We start from the raw sequence: 22939 nt of genomic DNA, 5'->3' as shown, positions 1-22939 counted from the left end.
TCATACGCACCTAAACTGAGATAGCAAGGACATATGTCAGAATTGAGTATAGCTAACTTTAATACAAAAAAGCCTGCACATTGCTGCGCAGGCTTTTCGTTACGATTTTGCGATTAAATACGCTTTCTCGTAGGTATGCATTTTTTCGTAGGCGAGCTGAGCTTGCTTACTCCAGCGCGCTTCCCAAGGGTTTGCGCTTAAAGAATCAAAGATCTTCGCAGCAAGTTCGTAATCCCCCTCAGCATTGCAAAGGCAAGCCAATGAGAACAGCAACTCCTTGTCATCTGGATGTTTTTTCAATTGCTGCTGCAGTGCTAACTTGAGTTCATTATTACTTTGCGTGCTGTGTTGCAGATAGTCGGCCAGCTGGTGATATTGACCTTGTTTGAGCAGCTTCTTGAGCTCATCCAACACTTCCGCTATGCGCCCCTGTTGCAGCTTTACCTTATTAAGGGCTGGTATTGCATGTGCTTTTACTGCCTTAGGTAGCATATTGAACAAAGTGTCTGCTTGCTCTGGGGCTATCACAAACATGCGCTCGAACACACTCTGCCACTGTGTATCACTCCAGTTAAGCTTTTTATGCCACTTCGCGATTTGTGCAGCAGCCAGCTCGGGTTGCTTAGCCTGTAGGCAAGCTAAAATGTAACCGCTAAGCACCGCTGAAGTTGGTTTAGCCGCAGACATTTTATCATCAAGTAAGGCCAACGCCTGTTCACTATTATTTGCTTCTAACCACAGTGCCGCGAGCTGTCCTTGGTTGACATCCGATATTGCTTCTAGCTCCGTATTCGCTTTGACAATATCTCCTTGCTTTAACGCCGCTTTGGCTGCGATGGCACGTACATAGTCTTGGCGTTCATCCGGCTGCGGCGTTTTCGTCAACAAGGTTGCGGCTTGTTCCACTTCGCCGTTAATAAATAGCCACAAACTTTCGTTCCATGTTTGTTGCGCTTTTAGTTTACGCTTTCTGGAAAAATGACCTTTCGTATTGACTAGGCGATGCCACGACCAACGCACTACCTTACCCAACAACACTAAAGCGGTGATGGCAAGCAACAGCAAGATAGTGAAAGACACTATGCTGCCTTCAATCGTAGTTTGATTGAAAGAGATCAACACATAGCCTCTCTCATCAATGAGCAAATGACTGGCGGCTAGCGCGATAAAAATAAGCGCGAAGGTGATGATTTTTGCCATCATTTTAGCCACCCTTTTACTGCTGCTGGGGTGGCAAGTTCAATCGGCTCTTGGCGCTGAACTTCACTGCGGCTCAGCTTGTTTAAAGCCTGCTGCATCGCGCTCACAGGCGCGTGTTGCGTATCAAAATAACGCGCCAGCGTGTCGGCTGCACTATCAAGCGCACTGAAGTAAATGCTCGCTTGTTGATCTATTAATGCGGTTTGTGCTTGGGTTAAATACGCACGCAGCTGCGTGCGTATAAGCAGCTGCTCATTTTTATCTAGCAGTGGGTCTATCACCACTTCATCATGGTGACGTATGGTAATAAAGTCATCAACCAATCCCTGCCAAGAGCGCTTTAAGTTCGCTTGCCAATCATCAACCTGTTGCGATAGCGCAGCATCTTCACTCGCTGCCTTTTGCGGAATTTGCTTGGTTTTGATCGTTAGCGTATCAACTTGAGACAATAAACCATGAAGCTCAAAGTAAAGTGACTCCGTTTGTGGCTTAGGCAAGGCCTTCAAAGCCGCAATATCTTTAGCAATCGCCTGCTTAACAGCAGCCGTGTTTGACTCAGACTCTAAGCTCTCTTGCAAGCGCTGCAGGATAGCGATTGCGCCAAGATAATCTTGCTCTGCCGCAACCTTAAATGCAGCAAGGCGCTGTAAATACAATGCTTCAGAGGCCACTGCACCGCTTACTTGCTGCTGCGCCTTGGCAAGCGTCTGCGTTAGCTGGGTTTCCACATGTTGCTGCTGCTCAGCCAATCGCTTTGCGACATTGTCTTGCAGCGAATCAAGCACATTCTCTACTCGTTGAAGTTGCGACTTAGTGCCGCTCAGCTGCGTGTTTAATAGCTGATTTTCAGCGTTAATCGCTTGGTTAGCTAGCAACGCTTGTTGCAACTGTTGTTGCTGTTGCAAATAGACATAGCCAGCACCAGCGCCACTACCCAGCGCCACTAATAATGCAAGGAGCGCAACCTTACTCACACCAGCCTTCGCGTGATGTGGCGTTACGGTTTGCTCTGCTGCTTTTGCAGCTTGCTGGGTATTTGTATTCTTTGTTTGCGATTCAGACTGAGTCATTTTGCGCCCTTGCTGCTTGGTATAGTCGATGATACTCCCTGCGATGGCACGATTATCAGGGCCATGACATACCACAATTTGAGACTGTTCGATGTTATAGGATTGCTGTACATGCTCAGCAATACGTTGGCTCACAACAAAGAAAGTGCGCTGAGCCAACCAATCTTTACTTGCTGACGACTGCGTATTAAAAATCGCATCCGCTGCACTATTACTGGTAATGACTATACCTTCAATCTGCTGGCTTCGCCAGTGGTCTAACCAGCCATCTGCATTGTCTTTTACGGCAACGCGTTCATAAACCACTAGACTGTCAAGGATGGCCCCCCGCGCTTTTAAAGTTTGCGCAATGACGGGACGCCCGCCTTTCCCTTTGACCAACAATACACGCTTGCCCTCAACAGAGGACAGCTGCGGGAGTGCAAGCAAGCCTTCGGAATCAGGTTGTTTAGGGTATTTAGCCTTGATATTTAGGGTCTGCTGGATAGCATCGGCCGTGCCTTCGCCAACAGCAAAAGCTGCGCAATGTCCGGCTAATGGTACTTCTAATTGGTGAAAGTATCGCACCGCATCTGGCGAGACAAAAATAGCTAACTCGGCTTCGCTTATCATTGCTTTAGCGGTGTCACTCACCGCCACTTCGTTAAGCTGCAATACTGGGCAAATCACTGAGCTAATTTGCTGCTGTGTCAGTAACTCCGATAAAGGTTCTGATTTGCCAACGGGTCGAGTTAGCACAACTTTCATTTAAGCGTCCCTATAAACCTCAGCAAGAATTTTATCTGCACCTTGCGCAAGTAAGGATTCTGCCAATTGAATTCCAAGTTGCTCAGCCTCTGCAACCGTACCAGAGCATTCGCCGCGCAAAATTTCGCTGCCATCGACAGCACCAACTAAACCGCGCAAGTGCACCTGATCGCCCGAGACTTCGGCGTAAGCACCGATTGGAACCTGACATCCTCCTTCCAAACGGCGGTTCATTGCCCGCTCGGCAAGTACACGAATACGTGTATCAGTGTGCTCCAACGGTGCAAGGAATGCTTTAGTTTGAGCATCATCGCTACGACATTCAATGCCGACAGCGCCTTGACCATTGGCCGGTAATGAAGCTTCAGGTTCAATATAACTTGCGATTCTATCCACCATTTCTAACCGGATAAGTCCCGCAGCGGCCAAAATAATGGCATCAAACTCACCCGCATCTAGCTTGGCTAGGCGAGTATTCACATTACCGCGTAAGTCTTTAATGATTAAGTCCGGACGAGCCGCTCGAATTTGACATTGGCGACGCAGGCTTGAAGTGCCAACCACAGCGCCCTCAGGCAACTCTGCAAGTGAGGTATAAGTATTTGACACAAACGCGTCTCTTGGGTCTTCGCGTTCGCAAATAGTATGCAGCTCGAGCCCTTCTGGGAAATCAACAGGTACATCTTTCATTGAATGCACTGCAATATCTGCGCGCCCTTCTAACATGGCCTGCTCAAGCTCTTTGACGAACAACCCTTTACCGCCAATTTTTGCCAGTGGTGTATCTAAGATCTTGTCGCCTTTCGTCGACATCGGCACGAGCTCTACTTTTAGATTCGAATGGTGTTTTTCAAGCTCTGCCTTAACAAATTCGGCTTGCCATAGCGCTAAAGCACTTTTGCGCGTTGCAATACGTAATATGGAAACTTGTTCTGTCATGATTTACCTTTCATTTTTTGCAGCGTTATTGCCGCTGCAAAGAGTTAACTATGTGGTGATGGCAGTCAGTCACATGCTGCCATACACAATGCTGCGAGTAAGATTATTGCTGACTGTTATCCACAATGCGGAACGTCTTTTGGGCAAGCAGTTGTCCAGACTGCGTCACCACCTCAACACGCCAATCTCCGGTTTGACTTGGCATGACGTTCTTACTTGAATAAGTACGATAGCGCGCAGCTTGGATAGGAAGCTCCACTTCTGCCATCAGCTCGTCTTGATGAAACCACAAATGCGACACCACTTGATCTTTAAGCGCGTGTACTTCAGTAAAAAAGTAAAGCTTGTCACTAAACTGAGTGGTCGCAATTACCTCTTTCAACACGTTCGTTGGTTCGCGGTCATCAATCATGGTAGTGAGTACAGCGCGGCTGATAAATTGCGTGTCGATTTTTGCCCCTAGCGCGACACTGGCTATGCGCGCTTCAGCATCAAATTGATTTTTAGCTTCAGCCCTTGTTTCTGTTTCTGTTTCTGTTTCTGTTTCTGTTTCTGTTTCTGTTTCTGTTTCTGTTTCTGTTTCTGTTTCTGTTTCTGTTTCTGTTTCTTCAGAAGTGTGTTGTTGCACTTGGTCTAACGCAATGACTTGAGCGACCTCTATTGAGGTCGTCGCGGCACCAGCAGGAGTGAGTTCGGGCGTCGTTAAAACGCTATCAGGTGAGGTATCCGCACTTAGCTGCTCGCCCTCACGCTCCTCATTAGAGTCTGCTAATAGAGGGGAGTCATTCAGCGATGTATCGGTTTGCGCAATGGTGGCATGCATAGGTACTGCCACTTGGACATCGTCTTCATCTGCGTTAACGTTATCCACGACACCATAAACCCCCGCGGTCGCAATGCCAGCAAATGCTGCCGTTGCCATAAAAATGCGTTTCCAGTGCCATTGATAGGTCACCGCTGAGGGCTCTGAGGGTTGCTTACTCACCGACGTTTTTATGACAATCTTTTGTGACATTGCTTTGCTCCTGTATCTGTCACCAGTACCTTATACCACTTAATATTAATCGCTCAGTCTCGTAATTAACCAAGCGCGAATGGCTTTTAACTCTTCAAGACAGACCTGATGCTCCATTGGGTAGTCTTGCCAGCTCACTTTATAGCCTTGCTGTTGTAACGTGTTAAATGCGTGCTCACCTGCAAACATCGGCACGACAGGATCAGCACTGCCATGCGCCATAAAAATAGTAAGCTCGCTTTGCTGTGCTTCTGCACTGAGCTTTTCAGGCACACACATATAAGTTGATAGTGCCATGACACCAGCCAATTTAACAGTTAAACGCGGTGCAAGATGGAGCGCAATCACGCCCCCTTGAGAAAATCCAGCTAGGATAATACGGTTAGCTGGAATACCTTTATCTAACTGTGCCTGAATTAACGCTTCAACCTGAGCTGATGAGTCTCGCACACCTTGCTCATCCGCTCTTTTATCCAGATCAAATGATTTAATGTCATACCATGCACGCATCACCATACCACCATTTATGGTGACCGGCTGCTCTGGTGCATGTGGAAAAATAAAGTGTGCACCCAATTCCTCAGGCAGGTTTAACTCAGAGGCAATGGGTAAAAAGCCGTTTCCTGAATCGCCTAAACCATGGAGCCAAATAATACTCGCTTTATGTTGTCCTTTGGCAGGATAATCTACAAACTCCAACATTAATCGTGCTGCCACTCTATTGCGATATTTGCCTGTTTAGTCGCCGCGTCGCTCATAAATTGCCAAAACTCAGCACCGGAGCGATTATCAATCCACTGATCGCCACGCAACTCAAAGTGATGACCATTAAACTTAGTCGCCACCCAGACTTGGTGCAATGGTGCTTGTTTGTTGATAACAATTTTGCTCTTGTCAGGGAAAATAATTTCTAGAATTCCCGATGCTGATTCGTAATCTAAATCAGCGTCACAATCATCGATCTGCTCTTCAATAGTCAACATTAGCGCATCGGCTAACTCATGATATTCACTTTCTGTCATCGTGATTTCCTCTTACTGACGCACTGCGGCATGGTGCCTAAGCTTAACTCGCTATTTGAGCAATTTGATGAAGACGAAATTTCAATAGCGAAAAGCTGCTTTTTTTATCAATTCTGTTACTCTGCGATTATAAAGGCACTGACACGAATTATCTAATGAAAGCGACACCTTATAAATTTAGCGTAACGGCACTTGTTTTTACTACTTTAATCGGATTATCGGGTTGCGGTCAAAGCGGTCCGCTTTATTTGCCTGAACAACAGGCTAAAAAACCAAACCAACCGAAAGCAGCACAAGCAAACCAGCCTGAAGCAGAACAACAGGAGCGTTAAAATGGATTATTTCAATTATCAAGATGGCGAGTTATTCGCTGAAGATGTCGCCATAACCACAATCGCCGAGCAATATGGTACTCCCTGCTATGTCTACTCGAAGAAGACTTTAACGCGGCATTATCACGCTTTTACGGATGCCGCAGCCGGTCATCCCCACTTAGTGTGCTACGCAGTAAAGGCGAATTCAAATATCGCCGTGTTGAACGTCTTGGCTCAGCTTGGTTCTGGTTTTGATATCGTGTCGAAGGGTGAACTTGCGCGAGTGCTAAAAGCAGGGGGAGATCCTCAAAAAGTCGTTTTTTCTGGTGTTGCGAAAACGGAAGATGAAATTGCATTTGCGCTTGAGACTGGGATTAAATGCTTTAATGTTGAGTCGATTGCAGAGCTTCATCGGATCAGTGAAGTGGCAACCAGACTGGATAAAATTGCGCCAATTTCATTGCGTGTAAACCCAGATATCGATGCAAAAACTCACCCCTATATTTCAACCGGGTTAAAAGAGAACAAATTTGGTATTGATATCAAAGCCGCATTTGATGTTTACCAGCTCGCTTATGCCCTACCGGGTTTAAAAGTGGTTGGGATCGACTTTCATATCGGCTCTCAGTTGGTTGAGGTTAATCCATTTTTAGCGGCGTTAGATAAAGTGCTGGCTCTAATCTCTCAACTTGAAAAAGCGGGAATTTACTTGCATCACCTCGATATCGGTGGCGGTCTTGGCGTGCCTTATGACGGTGAAAAGCCGCCGCATCCGAGTGCTTACGCTGCAGAGATTAAAGCGCGATTGGCGCAGTTCAATGATCTAGAACTCATTTTTGAGCCTGGTCGAGCGATTGCTGCCAATGCCGGTGTGCTGGTGACTAAAGTCGAATTTATTAAGCCAACCGAGCATAAGCATTTTGCCATTGTTGATGCTGGCATGAACGACATGTTACGACCATCGCTTTATCAGGCTTGGCAAAATATCGTACCAGTCACACCGCGAGACGACGTTGACGCGATAAATTACGACGTGGTTGGTCCAGTATGTGAAACGGGTGACTTTCTAGGTAAAGACCGAGTACTTAAAATTAAGGCTGGTGACTTATTAGTACAGCGCAGTGCAGGCGCGTATGGCTTTACCATGAGTTCAAATTATAACTCACGCCCCCGCTGTGCAGAGGTCATGGTTGATAACAATCAACACCATCTAATCCGCCAAAGAGAGCCGTTAGAATCTCTGTGGCAATTTGAGCAACTACTGCCACAATAATCGACTTGGATACATCCTAGGGGTGCAAAACAAGGCTTAATGCCAAGCAGCTTCCCTAGTCGAGGTATCCATGGCAAAGTATTAGTAAAGTGAGGCCATGGTTTTATACCAAAAGATAACCACTCTATGTTTATAAACTTTTCAAAAATGCATGGTTTAGGCAACGACTTTGTGGTGATAGATAATGTCACCCAAAATGTGTTTTTGTCTCGAGACCAAATTAAGAAGTTAGCAGATCGCCACTTTGGAATTGGCTTTGATCAGCTGTTGATGGTTGAAGCGCCTTATTCCCCGGACTTAGATTTTCATTATCGTATTTTCAATGCCGATGGTAACGAAGTTGAGCAGTGTGGTAACGGTGCTCGCTGTTTTGCTCGTTTTGTCCGCATGAAGGGCTTAACGAACAAACACAAGGTTTGTGTCTCTACAAAGGGCGGCAATATCACCCTTTATACCGAAAAAGACGGCCAAGTTACCGTGAATATGGGCAAACCAAATTTTAACCCACAAGCCATTCCGTTTCGTGCAAACAAACAAGAAAACACCTATATTTTAAGAGCCGACGAACATACGGTGTTTTGTAGCGCGGTTTCTATGGGCAATCCTCATGGCGTGATTATTGTCGATAGTGTAGAAACCGCTGAGGTAGCTACACTTGGACCACTCCTTGAACACCATGAACGTTTCCCACAAAAGGCCAATATTGGCTTTATGGAAGTAGTTTCTCGTGAATACGTTAAGCTACGTGTTTGGGAGCGCGGCGCTGGCGAAACGCTTGCCTGTGGCACAGGAGCATGTGCCGCCGTAGTTGCAGGCATAATGCAAGGCAAGTTAGAAGAAACCGTTAGGGTCGACCTACCAGGTGGCAGTCTTCAAGTGCGTTGGGGCGGTCAAGGTCAAGTAGTGAAAATGACCGGACCGGCGGAGCATGTTTTTGATGGGCAAATCGCAATATGACCATAAAAGAAGCAAATTCAACTGAACAATTAGTCGTTGAGTACCTGCGCAAGCATCCTGACTTTTTGCTCAGGCACCCTTATGTGCTATTGGATTTGCAGCTACACCACCAGCAGCAAGGGCTTCCAAACCTTGCTTTGCACCAACAGCGGATGCTCCGCGACGAAGTCAACTCACTACAGCAACAGATCAAAGACATGGTCCATTACGCAAAAGCCAACGAACTGGTTTTCAAGCAGCTGAGTGAATGCCAATTGGCTATCATGCGTTGTACTGAGTTGAGTGCTATCAATCATACGTTAGCACAGCGCTTTGAGGACCACCCGGACATCCAAGCATGTAAACTCATCAACATCGATGATACGCTTTTGGAACTCGTGTCAGCTAAACTGAGCAGTAACAACTGCTACTTAGGACGACTCAGTCAGTCACAAGCTGAACTCTTGTTTGCCGATATTGAAGTAGGATCGGTAGCACTTTACCGCGTTGATGCGTCAGACAAAGGTCGCTTTATTCTGGCTTTTGCCAGCCGCTCACCAGAACACTTTTCGCCACAACACGACAATATGTTGATCACGGCTTTTATTCAAACATTATCGCTTAAGCTCGAAGCGCTGGCATGAGCCTAACACCACTATCGGAAGATTGGACGCAACCAGTAACCGCCTTTATGGCACACTTGCGCCACGAAAAGCACTATTCAGAACATACACTAACCCAATACAACACTCAGCTGCTCCAAGCAGCGCAATATTTTTGTGACCACGCCTCCTCTTGGCTAGAAGTCAGTGGCGAGCAAATTCGCCGCTACAGCATGAAGCTTCGCGGTCAAAATTACAGCCCAAGAACCATCAACCTTAAGCTCAGTTGTATTCGGAGCTTATATAAATTTCTCAAGCTCAAGTCACAATCGCAACAGGCTGTTGTCAATCCCGCGCAGGGGATCCGAGGGCCTAAGTTTCAAAAACCACTCCCAAAGAACCTTGATGTTGACCAAATGGGACAACTTCTTGAAATACAGGCAGATGATGCGCTTGCCATTCGTGACAAAGCCATGATGGAATTAATGTACTCTAGTGGTTTGCGATTAAGCGAGTTGGTTGGTGCAAACCTATTGGATGTCAAAGACGGTGAAATACGCGTGCTTGGTAAAGGCGGCAAGGAGCGTGTTGTGCCTGTCGGTGGTAAAGCGCTAAACGCACTAGCTGATTGGCTCAAAATAAGGCCGCAATTTGCAACATTGGAAGAACCTGCGCTTTTTGTGAGCAAATTGAAGCGCCGGATCAGCCCTCGCCATGTCCGCGCAAGAATGAAAGAATGGGGTTTGAAACAAGGGGTTAGTACACCTATTCACCCCCATAAACTGAGGCACTCGTTCGCCAGCCACATGCTAGAATCCAGCGGTGACTTGCGCGCGGTACAAGAGATGCTTGGACATGCCAGCTTATCAGCCACACAGGTCTACACCCATTTAGATTTTCAACATTTAGCAAAAGTGTATGATAGCGCTCACCCAAGAGCGAAAAAGCAAAAAGACGAGTAACAATGAGATTCAATAAGCCCATTTCAGACATTGCCGCCATCAGTTTTGATTTAGACGATACGCTATACGACAACAGGCCTGTTATCATTGCGGCCGTTAACGCCATGACAGCGCACCTGGATGCTATTCCCGAGTGGCAAGCGAAAGGGCGATCATTCTGGTCTCAATGTCGAAACGAAACGCTCAAACAAAACAGTGCGCTTGCAGAAGATGTGACAAAGTGGCGTCAAGTGGCACTTGAATGGGGCTTCACGGCACTGGGCTTTGATACCGCAACAAGTAGACAGCACGCACTACGTGCCTACCAAGCCTTTGCCGATGCCCGCAGTAATATCACGGTCAGCGACGCCGTCATCAGCCTGCTTGCTCAGTTACGCAGTCAATATCACATTATTGCTATCACTAATGGTAATGTCGAGATAGATAAATTTAATCTTCGCGATAGTTTTGACTTAGTGCTTCGCGCTGGAATTGATGGCCGCGCTAAACCTCACCCTGAGCTTTACCAGCTTGCCTGCCAGCATTTTAACCTTGCACCACATCAACTTCTGCATGTTGGCGATAGCTTAGATACCGATGTACAAGGAGCACACTGTGCTGGCTGCCCTAGTGTTTGGCTTCGCAATCACTTTGCACCATACCAGTACAAAGGATTAGCCAATGTGGAAATCGATGACATACAAATGTTAAAAAAGATGATGTAATGTTTCCTTTCATGTGGTTGCATTCGGTGCTTGAATAACGTACTAATATTGACTTCCAAAAAACGATAATAATGGAAGTGAAATATGTCATCACAGGACACAACAAGTGATACAGGCTTTTTTGGTCATCCAAAAGGCCTGCAAACTCTGTTTCTCACCGAGATGTGGGAACGAATGAGTTATTATGGCATGCGCGCCATGTTAGTACTTTTCATGACAGCCACCTTACAGCAAGAAGGCCTTGGCTTCACCGTTGCCTCCGCCGCCGCAATATATGGCCTCTACACTGGTTCGGTTTATTTCTTAGGTCTACCGGGAGGTTGGATAGCAGACCGTTTATTAGGTGGTCAACGCGCGGTTTGGTACGGTGGTATCATCATCATGTGCGGCCACATCATTCTTGCCATCCCAAGTCAATTTTCCTTTTTTGTTGGTCTTATCTTTGTTGCCAGTGGCACCGGTTTATTAAAACCCAATATTAGCGCTATGGTTGGCCAGCTTTATACCGATGAAGATAACCGCCGTGACAGCGGCTACGCGATTTACTATATGGGGATTAACCTAGGGTCAGTGATCGGCTACGCGGTATGTGGCTACTTTATGGAAAATGTTGGTTGGCACTGGGCCTTTGGTGCAGCCGCGGTAGGCATGGCAATCGGCTTAGTCAATTATCGCCTAACAGACAAACACATCGCTACCGTTGGCTATGCGCCAACTAACCCAATGACGGGGAGTCAAAGTGCTAAAGCTTGGAGTGCGATTGTTTTAGTCATTACGGCTATTGCAGCAATAACGGCAGCGGCGTTTGCAGGTGTTTTTGTGATTAACCCAGTAGAACTCGCCAAATATGTCGCGATTGCTTTTACTGTCACATTCTTTTTGTATTACGGTTATATCTACTTTGGCGGTAATCTTGATGCCGATGAAAAGCGTCGGATGTGGGCACTCTTTTTGGTTTGCGTTGCTTCCACTTGTTTTTGGTCTGGTTTTGAACAAGCGGGCTCATCGCTTAATCTATTTGCCCGCGATTACACTGACAGATTAGTCGGCAGTTTTAGTATTCCAACCGCTTGGTTCCAATCAGCCAACGCTTTCTTCATTATCGTGTTATCTCCTTTCTTTGCTGCGCTATGGATTAACTTGGCTAAGCGCATGATCACGCCAACCTATAGCGTGAAATGTGCGATTGGTCTGATCATCATGGCGAGCGGATTTATTGTGATGTTTTTCGCTTCCCAATATGCAGCTCAAGGCCTACAAGTAGCACCGATGTGGTTGATCACCACTTACTTTTTGCACACCGTGGGTGAGCTTTGCTTAAGTCCTGTGGCATTAAGCGCAGTAAGTAAGTTATCTCCCAAACGTTTTGCAGGGCAAATGATGGGGGTTTTCGTACTGACTTACTCCATTGGTAATATCTTCTCGGGTCTACTCGCTGGTAGCTTTGATCCTAATAATATCGAAGACTTGCCCAACCTTTATCTGCAAATTGCATTATTTACGATCGGTATTGGTGTATTTGTCGGTGTGCTTGGTCTTAAAACCAAGCATTGGGAAAAACAATCTGAAAAGCCACTGACAGAACAAACGGCTTAAACGAATTGAAGATGTAGGAGTGATGACTTCTACATCTTCTCAAATTCAGCAGAAACAAGCTGACCATCATAAGATTTGAAGTGGCCAGCCCACAGCTCGGCTGTGACCTCAATTGTGCCGTAAAAGTCCTCAATCTCTCCTATCAAAGAAGCTTTATTTTCAGGGTCTAAATAATGCACTCCATAAAACTCCCAGGGTGAGAGCACACTTGTCATATCAGCAAGCCCAATTAGATTTGCATTGCTTAGCGACCAAGGCTCAAGTAACTTGAGCGAAGTCACCTTTCCAAGCTTATTTAATTCGATTAACTGGTTACAACCAGTGTAAAACACCGTTTTCGCATCCACGCTTTGCCATTGAACTAGGCTTTGCTGGTGATGTTGTACAAACTCGTCTATCTCGATCTGACCTTTATAGCAACTAAGTGCGGCTGGTTTGGTTACATTAAACTCACCAATCTGTAAGCCAGAAAGCTTAGTTTTTGGCTCTTTGGTGTATTTTCCTTCTTGATAAAACGTCACGCTAGGAAAAGTGTTTTTGATAGCCATCATCACCTTCTCACTCAATGTAACCTTCGTGATTTCAACGGTTTCATCTTGAATATGAATGGCTAGGTTAATGTCGTAAATATTAATAAGATTAGCAAGACTTACAGGCAACAAATTGAAAGCATATTGATAACCAACAAACAGATTGTTTTCGAATAGTAACGCATGATTTCTACCAATGATTGCTAGCTTTTGCCGTTCATTAAGTGGCCAGACAAGGGTAAAGCGCCCCACTTTTTTCTCTGCTTCAGTATAGGTATAGCCTAACCTAATACCAAAGATTTGCTTTTGTGAAATTACCATATCATCAACTTGCGTCTGTTTAGGCACATGTACATTAGGGTTTGGGTCTATCTCCACGTTAAAGGCAATCCGCTGAGTTTTACCAGAAAACGATGTTGCGGTTATCATGTTATAGTTTTTAGCCGTGATGGCTTCCGAAGTCTCACAGGCAGTGACTGGGTAAGCTACAATCCGACCAGAGACACTTACTTCTTTTGAGGTGTCTTTGATACGCTCTTTGAGTACCACTCTATCAACAATGACGCCGTACGAATAAGCTTGTGCTTTAGTTGACAGCGCTTCGAATAGCTTCATCTTTACATCATCGCTCAGTTTACCCGCTACTTTTCGGACTTGTTCACTACTTGCTTTTCTTCCAGCAACCGCATAAATCGAGCCTGAACTTTGCGCAACTAATTCTATCTGTTGTGTTTTTTCAGTAAGCAGGCAGTTACTTCCTTTCATAAATACTTGCGTTGCGCTTGCTGATGTAGACAGCACCCACATACTGACCAACAGAACTTTATTATTCATCGTTACTCTCTGTTTAATTGCTCCTCATTTAACCTAGCGGAAATCGACACAAACCTGTAGTTTTTCATTTGCCTTTGTTACTGTACGAGCACATTTAAAAAGGATGCTGTTATCTATGTCTAAAGTTATGATCACCGGCGCAACTGGTCTACTTGGCCGCGCGCTTTGCCAAGAGCTAAGTAGTACCCATGAAATTTTAGGATGTGGCTTCAGCCGAGCTGCCGCGCCACTTCACAAACTTGATTTGGCTGACCACAATTCGGTTTTAGACTTCTTAGATAGTCACAGCCCAGAAGTACTTATTCACGCAGCCGCAGAGCGCAGGCCTGAGCATTGTGAGCGAGACCAAGCGGCAACGCTTGCACTTAATGTTGCAGCAACCGAGTTCTTAGCCCAAGCCTGCCGCGAAAGAGATATTCGATTTTACTTTATTAGTACTGACTATGTGTTTGACGGCACCTCAGCACCTTATGTTGAAACAGATATCACTAACCCTGTGAACTTCTACGGTCAAACTAAGCAAGCTGCGGAGCGTGCCATACTGGCAGACAGCGCACTACACACCATAGTGCGAGTGCCTGTATTATATGGCGAGGTAAAAACGCTGGAAGAATCTGCGGTAACCGTTATTGCCAAGCAGCTGTTGACCAACCCTGCTTCAAGTCACGATCATTGGGCCATTCGCTACCCAACCCATGTCAATGATATTGCGCTAACCCTCAAGGATGTTATCGCACAGCCTAGCCTTGGTGGAATTATTCATATCAGTGGCAATCAAGCATTCACTAAATATGAAATGGCGCAGGTCATGGCGCAGGCTTTGCAGCTACCGACGCAAGATCTCATGCCGCTGAGCCAACCGAGTGACGATGCAACAAGACCAAAAAATTGTGCTCTAAAAGACACTAGATTGATTAACATGGGGATCGCCCACCAACGCGATTTTGCAACCGCGGTGAGTGAAGTACTCACGAACCACAAATAACGCTTAGAAGAGGTTATTACGACCAAAGGGCACTTCTAATGTATTGTCATTGGCTGACACTGGGTGCCCTATCATCTCGTCATAAGCACTTTGATGTCTAATCACCATTTCCATGTAGCTAATATCAAGCAGGCGTTTTTGAATTTGCAGCGGGTTATGTGCTTTTAAAAACTCACCATTTTCTTCCGTGACATAATATTCCACGTTATTAATAAGCACACTGACTTGATAAAGCGCTAAATCAATGGAATGCACTATTACCTTTTGCAGCGGCTGATGTTGTTTTAACTTTGAAAACGCAATGGCCATTGATATTCCCCATACATGGATCCAAACAGTCTGTTGCCCTACAATACGCGCTGTTATCTCATTTTGATCATGTGAATGTCTATGTCCTATCCGATGCGTTTGGCTAAATATCTCAGCCACTGCGGTGTTTGCTCTAGGCGACAAGCGTCTCGCTTAATTGACAGCGCAAGAGTGACCGTAAATGGTCGCTTGGCCAATCACATAGATCACATCAATTTGACCGATTCCATTATGGTCGATGGTGAACTGGTCGCGCCCCCGCAAGCGAGAAGGCTCTTTGTTTACCATAAACCTGTTGGTATAGACTGCAAAGTGAATCCAGATGACCCAGCTAGTATCTATCATGTACTACCTAAATCGTGTCGTGTTTATCCAATAGGTCGGTTAGACAAAGACAGCCGGGGGTTACTACTACTCACCAACGATGGGGCACTGTGTCAGCAGTTAATCCACCCAGACCATCATCAAGAGAAAGAATATGAGGTGCAAGTCGACAAGCCTCTAGATCCAGGTTTTTGCCTTAAAATGGCAGCCGGCGTGCCAGTGAAGGGCCAAATAACCCTACCCTGTACCGTTGAACAAATCGCACATGACCGCTTTAGAATAGTGTTACGCCAAGGACTTAATCGCCAGATCAGAAGAATGGCACATCACTGTGGTTATCGGGTTATCGACTTATACCGAGTGCGTATCGCAAACTTAGCATTGACACAGCTAGAGGTTAACTCCGCTGAAGTGAAAGAGATTTCAGCAGAGTTAATTAAATTAGCCTAAGTGTAGAGTCACGCAAAGGACAACTATAAACCACACACCACAATAATGGCGATAGCACAGCCGAGTCCTAGCGCCCATACGATGGAGCGCAGCACGTCAATATTCGCCCAATACAGCACACAATATAATGCTCGAGCGACAATATGGCCTATGGCTAGCCATTCGACTAGAGAAGTGTAGGTTTGGGTGCCAAACGCAACGGCTAAGGCGACAGCAAAAACAGCTAATGACTCAAAACAGTTTTGATGTGCGGCTAATGCTCTTGCCCCCAGCCCTGTCAGCTTCTTTTGCTGTTCACGCGGGAGCTTGTTGTCATAGCCCCCTTCTTTGTTCATCGCCACTGCCACAGGAATTTTGGCAAAATAAGGTAGTAAGATAGCAAGAATTGCACAGATGATTAGTATACCCACAAGATACTCCTTCAACCTTTTGATTATTCAACTCAGTAGAGCAGAATAGCGTTAAAAAGAAAAGCCATAAGTGAATACGTAATACCCTAACCTATGGCCCAATCTTGTAGCATCGACCTAATCATATCGTGATACTGAAAATTGAACATGTGGCAAATTGTCGCAGTACGCCAACCACAAGAATGCTTCCGTAGCACCTTGAATACACATTGAATTATTTTCACTATCACGATAATTCATTTATTCAGACTCGCTCCTATCCGGTATGCTGATACACATTCGAGCATTGTAGAGTCACCTCTCATGTGGATTTTGTTCACCTTACTAGCTGCTTTTTCTCAGGCTTGGCGAAATGCTTTTCAAAGCAAATTGAGTGAAAGCGCCTCCACAGCCAGCGTCACCTTAGCAAGATTTATTTTAGCCAGCCCACTTGCGGGCTTATATCTTTGGAGCCTTTATCAGATCGCTCCTGCAGAATCGCTCGTCATTAACGATGACTTTTTAGCCTTTGTGCTGGGGGCCAGTGTCATGCAGATCATCGCGACGGGGTTAATGGTGGTGCTGTTTAAGCAAAATAATTACGCCATAGGTGCTGGACTTGCGAAGAGTGAGGCACTCGTGGCGGCGATTTTGGGCGTACTCTTTTTTGGCTCGAGCTTAACTTTACTCGGTTGGTTTGGTGTCTTTATCGGCGCCATCGCGGTGTTGTTATTGAGTGGGTTTAGCCTGCGTGCTTTCAATGGTCAAACTGCTCTAGTAGGACTTGCCTGTGGAACAAGCTTCGCGCTTACTTCTCTTTGGGTGCGTGAAGCCAGTATCGCATCGGGCCTACCTTTCCCCCACAGTGCAGCCTGGGTGTTGCTGTTAGTGCTGGTTTGCCAAACTGTGATGTTGAGTATGTATTTGACGATACGCGAACCACACTCTTGGCGCGTGCTGTGGCAACGTCGTAAACTGACGCTGGCAATTAGTGTTAGCAGTTGCATCGGTTCTATAGGTTGGTTTAGCGCAATGAGCCTTGAGCATGTAGCCTACGTGAAAACCCTTGGCCAAATCGAAGTGTTTTTCACTTTGCTTATCTCATTCTTATGGCTCAAAGCGCCGGTAAAGAAGCGCGACTCAATGGGACTCTTACTCATCGCCATTGCGGCTATTTTGGTTATGCTAACTTAAGTACCACAACCCCACTGATGATAAGTAACACGCCCAAGTAGCGCATAAAACTACTTGGGTCACCGTAGAAAAAGATACCCACTAAGAATGTGCCTGCCGCGCCAATACCCGTCCACACCGCATACGAGGTACCCAGTGGAATTTGCTTTTGCGCCAGCCATAACATCCAGCCGCTCAAGGCCATAAAACCAACGGCTATCACTATGCCTAACCAACGAGTATCGGCTTGTTGAGCCATTTTCAGACCAACGGGCCAACCTATTTCAAACAAGCCAGCCATAATTAAATAAACCCACGCCATACTATTTTTGTTTCAACTCCACAGAATACAGGTCTTTTCTTCGGTCTCGTAAATTACGCACCGTTCCTTCACTATGCAATATTTTGAGTTTATCTAAGTCTAAGTCACTAAATAACAGCATTTCCGTATTTGGTGTTGCTTCGTTGAGTGCAGCATCATGAGGAAAAGCAAAGTCCGATGGCGTCAACACCGCTGACTGCGCGTACTGCACATCTAGGCTTTCTACCTGTGGCAAGTTGCCAACGCTTCCTGCGATAACAACGTAGCATTCGTTTTCAACCGCACGAGCTTGCGCACAGTGCCTCACCCTTAAATAACTGTTTTTCGTGTCAGTCCAAAATGGTACAAACAAAATATCCAGCCCTTTTTCAGCCATGATCCGTGATAACTCTGGAAACTCCACGTCGTAGCATACTTGGATCCCTACTCGGCCCGCATCCGTATCGAACACTTCAATTTTATCACCGCCTTTGATAACCCAATCGTAGTCTTCGTGAGGGGTGATATGAATTTTACGTTGTTCATCCACTTTGCCAGAGCGGTGACACAAGTAACTGACGTTATAGAGCTTGTCGCCCTCAAGTAGCGGCATAGAGCCCGTGATAATATTGGCATTGTACTCAATCGCCATTTGCGACATAGCGGCTCTAAACTGCTCGGTATACGTCGCCAACGCACGAATAGCTTCGGTCTGATTTCTATAGCTTCCGAGACCCATTAGTGGCGCGTTAAAGAATTCAGGGAACAGGATAAAGTCACTTTGGTAATCCGAAACCGTGTCCACAAAATACTCAACTTGTTTCATTAGCTCCTCTACCGATTCCACCCGGCGCATTTGCCACTGTACAGCCCCCACTCTGACGATGGTTTTCTTACTTTCGATCACGGTATCGGTGGGCTCGAAGAGAATGTTATTCCACTCAAGTAGGGTCGCATAGCCTTCGGAGTCCTGATCTTCCGGTAGATATTGTTTAAGCAGTCGCTTTACTTGGAAGTCGTTGGCAAGTTGGAAGCTTAGAATGGGGTCGTGTAATTCTTTATGATCGACTTTGTTTATATACTCCATCGGCGACATACTGCCACGGAATTGCTTATAAAGCGGAATACGGCCACCTGCTAAAATCGCACGCAAGTTGTACTGACGACAAAGCTCTTTACGGGCATCATACAGTCGCCGACCAAGGCGTAGACCACGATGGCTTTTGGCTATCACTACATCCAGCCCGTACAGCGCATCAGCATTACTATCACTAAAAATTCGGCTATGCGCGTCAACAATGTCTTCATAGGTATGCGGGTTAGAAAAGGTTTGATAGTCAACTTGAACACTCAGCGCGATACCGACGAGACGCTCACCGTCTTTGACACCGATCTGTCCCTCAGGAAACTGGTCAATCAACCTAAATATCGTATGACTAGGCCACGCTCCACCGAGATCTGGGTAGGCTTCATCCATTAATGACTTAACCTGATCGTAGTCAGGCTTTTCTAGGTTACATAGCGTGATCCGCGCTTTTTCTACAGACATATCAACTCCAAAGCTTTTATTATCTACCTATCTCTCACTCTACTACAGCCAACCTTGCTGGATGCTGAGCGAATAACCAGAGCTTAGGTCAAATAGACGGCAAATCACAATAGAGCTTCTATACTTTATTTTATTGTGAATACCACAAGAGCTTACGTTTGACTAAATACCACCCTTATAGCAAACCAGACCAAGTAGAAGCATTAAAATTTGCATTATTACGACGTGTGGCCGCGTATTGCATGTGGCTACACGCTGGCCTCATTGGTGTATTTTGGCATTTAGAGGTGAACATACTTGCTTGGGTCAACGTGGGTAGTGTGCTGATGTGGTACGTTGGCATTAAACTCATTGATGCGAGTAAGCCCTCTATTGCACTGCGGGTTTTCTGCCTTGAAGTCGCCGTCCATGCGACGCTGGTGTGTGCCTATCTCGGCATGTCACTCGGGTTTCAGTACTATCTCTGGACAGTGTCTTGCCTCATGTTGTTAGACTACCAACTCAGGTTACGCAATGCCGTGATTTATTCCGTTGTGTTGATCACGCTATTCGCAGTCTTAGAATTATTGTTTGGTGATGTTGCCTATCAATATCGCTATCAACAGTTAATTCCCTATGTCCATTTTGCCAATGTGCTCATATGTGGTATTCCAATGATCTACACAATCAGCCACATACGTAAAATGACGGTGCAACAAAGAGACAAATTAGAAGAACTCGCTGCACACGATCCGCTCACTCAAATGTTCAACCGTCGCTATGCGCGCGAATTAATCACCCATGCTAAAGAAAACTGTATCTCTACTCACTCTCCTTTATGTTTGGTGATGGCGGATATCGACCACTTTAAAAAAATCAATGACACCTTTGGCCATGACAAAGGAGATCAAATCTTAAAAAGCGTGGCCGAAACAATCAAAGCACATATTCACCCTGCAGACATTGCCGTTCGTTGGGGTGGTGAAGAATTTTTAATTGTGCTGGCGCCTTGCTCTAGTGGAGAGGCAATGCAGCGCATGGAAAAATTACGACGAGCCGTCGAAGCCACCAGTTTTGAAAACGAAATACTTAAAGTCACCATGAGTTTTGGCGTTGCAAATTGGGACCCTAGTCAAACTTTTGAGGTCGTCATTCAACATGCAGATGCTGCGCTTTACGACAGCAAACATTCAGGTCGAAACCGTGTTACCGCAGCACCGATTTTGCGTGTATCGGAGGGCGTAAGTTAACCCCTCCGATACGTTCAGTGCAAAGCCTTACTTAGGTGAAATGACGATCTGATGAGTTATTTTGCCCGGTAACAAAGGAGTGTTACCTCCTCCAGCATAGTCATTAAACCCCGTACGATAAAATGGTGATAGCGGATGTCCACTTTGGCCACCAGCAACCGTTAAAATCGCATTTTCTAAATGGCCAGGTTGTACAATAAAGCGCTGTGATGCACCGAATGACTTACCTTGCACTGCTGGCATAAAGGTATCACCAAAGGCTTGTGTGGTTGGCATATCTAACAATCCACTTAGCATAGGCATTTGTTTGGAGAATGGGTGCTGCACCTTAAGTGCATTCACATCTCCCCAACGCCAAGCGGCCATATTACTGCCATAGCGTTCACTGAGTTTTTGTTTGGCTAGTTGATATGCCGCCAGCTCAAGTTCATTCCAATTGCTATAGCTGCCAAGCCAGCTATTTGGCTGCTCAGTTAAAAGCTGCCAAAGACCGGGTTCGAAATAACCTTTAACAGACTTCAGCGACAGGCTCTGCGTTTGTAAATACTGCTCTAACGGCGCATATAATGTGTCTATCAAGGCATTGCGATAAGCTTTCACCAAAGTGTAGCCAACTGAATCAGCACACGCGCAGCCCTGCCAGTCTTTAAGTAACTTTAAGTCTTTATCAAAGGAGCTTGGGTCTTGCGTTTGCAATAGCGTGACTAAACGCTCATGCCAAGGCGTTAAAAACTTCGCTTGGTTATCTAGTTGCAGCTGATAGAAATCTGCTTCGGTGAAAACTTGCTTACTAATCAGGCCATCACGAATTTGTGCTGCGCGTGCACCTGGCGCATAACCGCCATCACCAAAGCGTTGATTATCCGCGACAGACACGACTCGAGCGTTTGCAGTCCATAACTTACCGCTTTCAGGGTCTTGTACCACCGGGCGAATACTCTCGTTATTTTGCCAAGAGGATTCATACTCTTCCTGCTTCACCGCAGTATCATGAGCAAACTTGCGAGCAGGAATAGCGCCAATCGGCGTCCACGCTGCACTACCTTGACTATCCACCACGACCAAATTCTGAATTGGAATGCCCACATTTTTGGCATGTGCAGTCGCTTCTCCAACTTCAGAGAACAGCTCAAGCTGAATGAGCTCTAGATTGACTGCATAGGGCTGGTGAGCAACCCAACTCAGCGCAAGCTTTTTATCACCCAACTGCTTTACTGGGCCAAACGCACTCATTTCCAACTGATAGGTATGCACCTCACCGCTAGGTAACATAATCTCTTCAGCGATCTGCTGTGTTTTGGTGTCGCTATTAAGCTCTATCCAATCAGCAGCATCTAGATAGCCATTCGTAAATCCCCATGCGATGTGATTATTGCTACCAACAACGATGGCAGGCGCGCCAGGTAACGACACGCCTGTGACTTGTACCTCTTTACCCTGTTCCTGATAGTTTAGCTGCGCGCGATACCAAATTGATGGTACGCTTAAACCCAAATGCATATCGTCCGATAGCATAGCCGCTCCTGTTTTCGTCAGCGCACCGGTTACCGCCCAGTTGTTACTGCCATATAACGGTACATCTTCAATATGCTGGGGCTGAATTTGCGCCAGATGCGGCTCTAAGATTGGAATAGCGGCAGTTGGTGCCGTTATTACGCTACCATCTAATGCGGCTTGATGGTGGCTGGGCTGCAAAATGAAATCGAGCATACCTTGACCATATTGCTGCTTAAGGGCTATCAAGGCTTCATCACGCTCATAGTTGGCTGTTTGTAAATCTAGATACATGCTGAAAATAACTAGCAAGCTGTCCTCTGGCTGCCAAGGTTTAGGTTTTGATCCCAATAGCAAATATTCAAAACTGGTGAACCCAGATTGCGCTCGACCATCATTCACTCCACGAGTATAACGCTCAAGAGTTAATCGATAAGCACTCGGTAAGGACCGTACAATTAACTCAGCTCGCTTTCTAAACTGATGAAATCGCATCCTTTCATCTAAACCTATTGCAGCGGAACCAAATAACTCGCTCAACTCACCCGCAGCATTACGACGTAATAAATCCATTTGAAAAAATCGGTCTTGGCCGTGCGCAAAGCCCAAACCATAGGACGCATCTGCTCGCGAGTCCGCCGATACCACTGCTTGTCCCATCGCATCTCGCGCTACCGTCACGGTATTTTCAATTGTCGTAGCACTACCTTTTCCATCGAGAGCTGGCAAGCTCAATGCCAACAGACCATAGATGGTCGCTGTCCCTAGTAATACGAGCAACAGCAGTACGACAACAATTCGTTTAATCCAAGTAAGCATGGCTATCCTTTACAATGTGCTAAATATACAGTTGGAAGGTATATCATGTCATCGGCCAATAAACCAATATTCTCGACTGTGTCACAGTTATAAGACAATCAAGTTAAAACGTTTTATTTTGCTCAATTAGATTTCGCTTTGTGAGGACTGAACTATAGTTAAATCATCGTCTT

General features: G+C 45.9%; 23 protein-coding genes. 11 read left to right on the top strand and 12 right to left on the bottom strand.

All coding sequences use genetic code 11. The features are described from left to right. Positions 1-99: 99 nt before the first annotated feature. From L1271_RS21825 to cyaY, 6 genes are all read right to left on the bottom strand, one after another. Positions 100-1203: a heme biosynthesis HemY N-terminal domain-containing protein gene (locus L1271_RS21825; protein ID WP_235368800.1), complete on the bottom strand. Its 1104-nt coding sequence runs from the start codon at positions 1201-1203 to the stop codon at positions 100-102. Further along, positions 1200-3017 (bottom strand): uroporphyrinogen-III C-methyltransferase, encoded by a 1818-nt coding sequence (locus tag L1271_RS21820; protein WP_235368799.1) that lies wholly within the window; start codon positions 3015-3017, stop codon positions 1200-1202. The genes L1271_RS21825 and L1271_RS21820 overlap by 4 nt, the downstream gene beginning before the upstream one ends. Continuing rightward, positions 3018-3956, bottom strand: a complete 939-nt coding sequence (gene hemC, locus L1271_RS21815; protein WP_235368798.1) for a hydroxymethylbilane synthase — start codon at positions 3954-3956, stop codon at positions 3018-3020. A 103-nt stretch (positions 3957-4059) separates the two neighbouring features. Further along, positions 4060-4971, bottom strand: a complete 912-nt coding sequence (locus L1271_RS21810; protein ID WP_235368797.1) for a DUF2914 domain-containing protein — start codon at positions 4969-4971, stop codon at positions 4060-4062. Positions 4972-5016: 45 nt separating this feature from the next. Further along, on the bottom strand, positions 5017-5673 hold the full coding sequence (locus L1271_RS21805) for an alpha/beta hydrolase (protein WP_235368796.1): 657 nt from the start codon (positions 5671-5673) through the stop codon (positions 5017-5019). Further along, positions 5673-5993, bottom strand: coding sequence for an iron donor protein CyaY (gene cyaY, locus L1271_RS21800; RefSeq protein WP_010378141.1), 321 nt, complete (start codon positions 5991-5993; stop codon positions 5673-5675). The genes L1271_RS21805 and cyaY overlap by 1 nt, the downstream gene beginning before the upstream one ends. A 155-nt stretch (positions 5994-6148) precedes the next feature. Here cyaY and lptM point away from each other — a divergent pair, with 155 nt between their 5' ends. The 7 genes from lptM to L1271_RS21765 all read left to right on the top strand — a co-directional run bounded on the left by lptM (position 6149) and on the right by L1271_RS21765 (position 12380). Beyond that, positions 6149-6325 (top strand): LPS translocon maturation chaperone LptM, encoded by a 177-nt coding sequence (gene lptM / locus L1271_RS21795; RefSeq protein WP_099031388.1) that lies wholly within the window; start codon positions 6149-6151, stop codon positions 6323-6325. A gap of 1 nt (position 6326) precedes the next feature. Further along, complete coding sequence (gene lysA / locus L1271_RS21790) at positions 6327-7580, top strand: diaminopimelate decarboxylase (RefSeq protein ID WP_235368795.1); 1254 nt, start codon at positions 6327-6329, stop codon at positions 7578-7580. Positions 7581-7706: 126 nt separating this feature from the next. Next, positions 7707-8537, top strand: a complete 831-nt coding sequence (gene dapF, locus L1271_RS21785) for a diaminopimelate epimerase (protein WP_039491011.1) — start codon at positions 7707-7709, stop codon at positions 8535-8537. Further along, positions 8534-9160: a DUF484 family protein gene (locus tag L1271_RS21780; RefSeq protein WP_235368794.1), complete on the top strand. Its 627-nt coding sequence runs from the start codon at positions 8534-8536 to the stop codon at positions 9158-9160. The genes dapF and L1271_RS21780 overlap by 4 nt, the downstream gene beginning before the upstream one ends. After that, on the top strand, positions 9157-10080 hold the full coding sequence (locus tag L1271_RS21775; protein ID WP_010604225.1) for a tyrosine recombinase XerC: 924 nt from the start codon (positions 9157-9159) through the stop codon (positions 10078-10080). Before L1271_RS21780 ends, L1271_RS21775 begins: the two co-directional genes overlap by 4 nt. Before the next feature lie 2 nt (positions 10081-10082). Further along, complete coding sequence (locus tag L1271_RS21770) at positions 10083-10784, top strand: HAD-IA family hydrolase (RefSeq protein ID WP_235368793.1); 702 nt, start codon at positions 10083-10085, stop codon at positions 10782-10784. A gap of 84 nt (positions 10785-10868) precedes the next feature. Next, positions 10869-12380 (top strand): peptide MFS transporter, encoded by a 1512-nt coding sequence (locus L1271_RS21765; RefSeq protein ID WP_102055830.1) that lies wholly within the window; start codon positions 10869-10871, stop codon positions 12378-12380. 29 nt (positions 12381-12409) lie between these two features. On the opposite strand, the gene L1271_RS21760 is transcribed toward L1271_RS21765, so the two are convergent. After that, positions 12410-13744, bottom strand: a complete 1335-nt coding sequence (locus tag L1271_RS21760) for a hypothetical protein (RefSeq protein ID WP_235368791.1) — start codon at positions 13742-13744, stop codon at positions 12410-12412. A 115-nt stretch (positions 13745-13859) separates the two neighbouring features. On the opposite strand from L1271_RS21760, the gene L1271_RS21755 reads away from it, so the two are divergent. Further along, positions 13860-14729, top strand: a complete 870-nt coding sequence (locus L1271_RS21755) for a dTDP-4-dehydrorhamnose reductase family protein (RefSeq protein WP_235368790.1) — start codon at positions 13860-13862, stop codon at positions 14727-14729. A gap of 3 nt (positions 14730-14732) precedes the next feature. Here the strand turns inward: L1271_RS21755 and L1271_RS21750 are convergent, their stop codons facing one another. After that, the gene (locus tag L1271_RS21750; RefSeq protein ID WP_010604220.1) at positions 14733-15038 is read right to left on the bottom strand and encodes a DUF6482 family protein; all 306 of its coding nucleotides are present in this window, start codon (positions 15036-15038) and stop codon (positions 14733-14735) included. Positions 15039-15119: 81 nt separating this feature from the next. Between L1271_RS21750 and L1271_RS21745 the strand changes: the two genes are divergently transcribed. Next, positions 15120-15812, top strand: a complete 693-nt coding sequence (locus L1271_RS21745) for a pseudouridine synthase (RefSeq protein ID WP_174171021.1) — start codon at positions 15120-15122, stop codon at positions 15810-15812. Positions 15813-15835: 23 nt separating this feature from the next. On the opposite strand, the gene L1271_RS21740 is transcribed toward L1271_RS21745, so the two are convergent. After that, positions 15836-16222 (bottom strand): MAPEG family protein, encoded by a 387-nt coding sequence (locus tag L1271_RS21740; protein WP_010604218.1) that lies wholly within the window; start codon positions 16220-16222, stop codon positions 15836-15838. A 303-nt stretch (positions 16223-16525) separates the two neighbouring features. On the opposite strand from L1271_RS21740, the gene L1271_RS21735 reads away from it, so the two are divergent. After that, positions 16526-17395, top strand: coding sequence for a DMT family transporter (locus L1271_RS21735; RefSeq protein ID WP_235368789.1), 870 nt, complete (start codon positions 16526-16528; stop codon positions 17393-17395). Here L1271_RS21735 and L1271_RS21730 read toward each other — a convergent pair. Together L1271_RS21730 and L1271_RS21725 are read right to left on the bottom strand one after the other, a co-directional pair. Then, positions 17382-17696 carry a DMT family transporter gene (locus tag L1271_RS21730; RefSeq protein ID WP_010604216.1) on the bottom strand — a complete coding sequence of 105 codons (315 nt, stop codon included), beginning with the start codon at positions 17694-17696 and terminating at the stop codon, positions 17382-17384. The genes L1271_RS21735 and L1271_RS21730 overlap by 14 nt on opposite strands. 1 nt (position 17697) lies before the next feature. Continuing rightward, a complete protein-coding gene (locus tag L1271_RS21725; protein WP_010604215.1) occupies positions 17698-19224 on the bottom strand; it encodes a carbon-nitrogen hydrolase family protein in 1527 nt (508 codons plus the stop codon). 158 nt (positions 19225-19382) lie between these two features. Between L1271_RS21725 and L1271_RS21720 the strand changes: the two genes are divergently transcribed. Beyond that, positions 19383-20453 carry a GGDEF domain-containing protein gene (locus L1271_RS21720; RefSeq protein ID WP_102055826.1) on the top strand — a complete coding sequence of 357 codons (1071 nt, stop codon included), beginning with the start codon at positions 19383-19385 and terminating at the stop codon, positions 20451-20453. 27 nt (positions 20454-20480) lie between these two features. Here the strand turns inward: L1271_RS21720 and L1271_RS21715 are convergent, their stop codons facing one another. After that, positions 20481-22766 carry a penicillin acylase family protein gene (locus L1271_RS21715; protein ID WP_235368788.1) on the bottom strand — a complete coding sequence of 762 codons (2286 nt, stop codon included), beginning with the start codon at positions 22764-22766 and terminating at the stop codon, positions 20481-20483. Positions 22767-22939 lie beyond the last annotated feature (173 nt).

The organism is Pseudoalteromonas sp. OF5H-5 (assembly GCF_021530695.1).
In the GTDB taxonomy this organism is placed as follows: Bacteria; Pseudomonadota; Gammaproteobacteria; order Enterobacterales; family Alteromonadaceae; genus Pseudoalteromonas.
The sequence above is the reverse complement of the archived record's forward strand: the minus strand, read 5'-3'. Positions and strand labels throughout refer to the sequence as shown.

Bases quoted from the DNA above. Each gene is read 5' to 3' on its own strand.
- L1271_RS21755 (WP_235368790.1), top strand. From the start codon at position 13,860: ATGTCTAAAGTTATGATCACCGGCGCAACTGGTCTACTTGGCCGCGCG.
- dapF (WP_039491011.1), top strand. From the start codon at position 7,707: ATGTTTATAAACTTTTCAAAAATGCATGGTTTAGGCAACGACTTTGTG.
- L1271_RS21810 (WP_235368797.1), bottom strand. From the start codon at position 4,971: ATGTCACAAAAGATTGTCATAAAAACGTCGGTGAGTAAGCAACCCTCA.
- lptM (WP_099031388.1), top strand. From the start codon at position 6,149: ATGAAAGCGACACCTTATAAATTTAGCGTAACGGCACTTGTTTTTACT.
- L1271_RS21805 (WP_235368796.1), bottom strand. From the start codon at position 5,673: ATGTTGGAGTTTGTAGATTATCCTGCCAAAGGACAACATAAAGCGAGT.
- L1271_RS21745 (WP_174171021.1), top strand. From the start codon at position 15,120: ATGTCCTATCCGATGCGTTTGGCTAAATATCTCAGCCACTGCGGTGTT.
- L1271_RS21715 (WP_235368788.1), bottom strand. From the start codon at position 22,766: ATGCTTACTTGGATTAAACGAATTGTTGTCGTACTGCTGTTGCTCGTA.
- L1271_RS21760 (WP_235368791.1), bottom strand. From the start codon at position 13,744: ATGAATAATAAAGTTCTGTTGGTCAGTATGTGGGTGCTGTCTACATCA.
- L1271_RS21730 (WP_010604216.1), bottom strand. From the start codon at position 17,696: ATGGCGTGGGTTTATTTAATTATGGCTGGCTTGTTTGAAATAGGTTGG.
- L1271_RS21780 (WP_235368794.1), top strand. From the start codon at position 8,534: ATGACCATAAAAGAAGCAAATTCAACTGAACAATTAGTCGTTGAGTAC.
- L1271_RS21775 (WP_010604225.1), top strand. From the start codon at position 9,157: ATGAGCCTAACACCACTATCGGAAGATTGGACGCAACCAGTAACCGCC.
- L1271_RS21820 (WP_235368799.1), bottom strand. From the start codon at position 3,017: ATGAAAGTTGTGCTAACTCGACCCGTTGGCAAATCAGAACCTTTATCG.
- L1271_RS21735 (WP_235368789.1), top strand. From the start codon at position 16,526: ATGTGGATTTTGTTCACCTTACTAGCTGCTTTTTCTCAGGCTTGGCGA.
- L1271_RS21770 (WP_235368793.1), top strand. From the start codon at position 10,083: ATGAGATTCAATAAGCCCATTTCAGACATTGCCGCCATCAGTTTTGAT.
- L1271_RS21765 (WP_102055830.1), top strand. From the start codon at position 10,869: ATGTCATCACAGGACACAACAAGTGATACAGGCTTTTTTGGTCATCCA.
- lysA (WP_235368795.1), top strand. From the start codon at position 6,327: ATGGATTATTTCAATTATCAAGATGGCGAGTTATTCGCTGAAGATGTC.
- L1271_RS21750 (WP_010604220.1), bottom strand. From the start codon at position 15,038: ATGGCCATTGCGTTTTCAAAGTTAAAACAACATCAGCCGCTGCAAAAG.
- hemC (WP_235368798.1), bottom strand. From the start codon at position 3,956: ATGACAGAACAAGTTTCCATATTACGTATTGCAACGCGCAAAAGTGCT.
- L1271_RS21725 (WP_010604215.1), bottom strand. From the start codon at position 19,224: ATGTCTGTAGAAAAAGCGCGGATCACGCTATGTAACCTAGAAAAGCCT.
- cyaY (WP_010378141.1), bottom strand. From the start codon at position 5,993: ATGACAGAAAGTGAATATCATGAGTTAGCCGATGCGCTAATGTTGACT.
- L1271_RS21825 (WP_235368800.1), bottom strand. From the start codon at position 1,203: ATGATGGCAAAAATCATCACCTTCGCGCTTATTTTTATCGCGCTAGCC.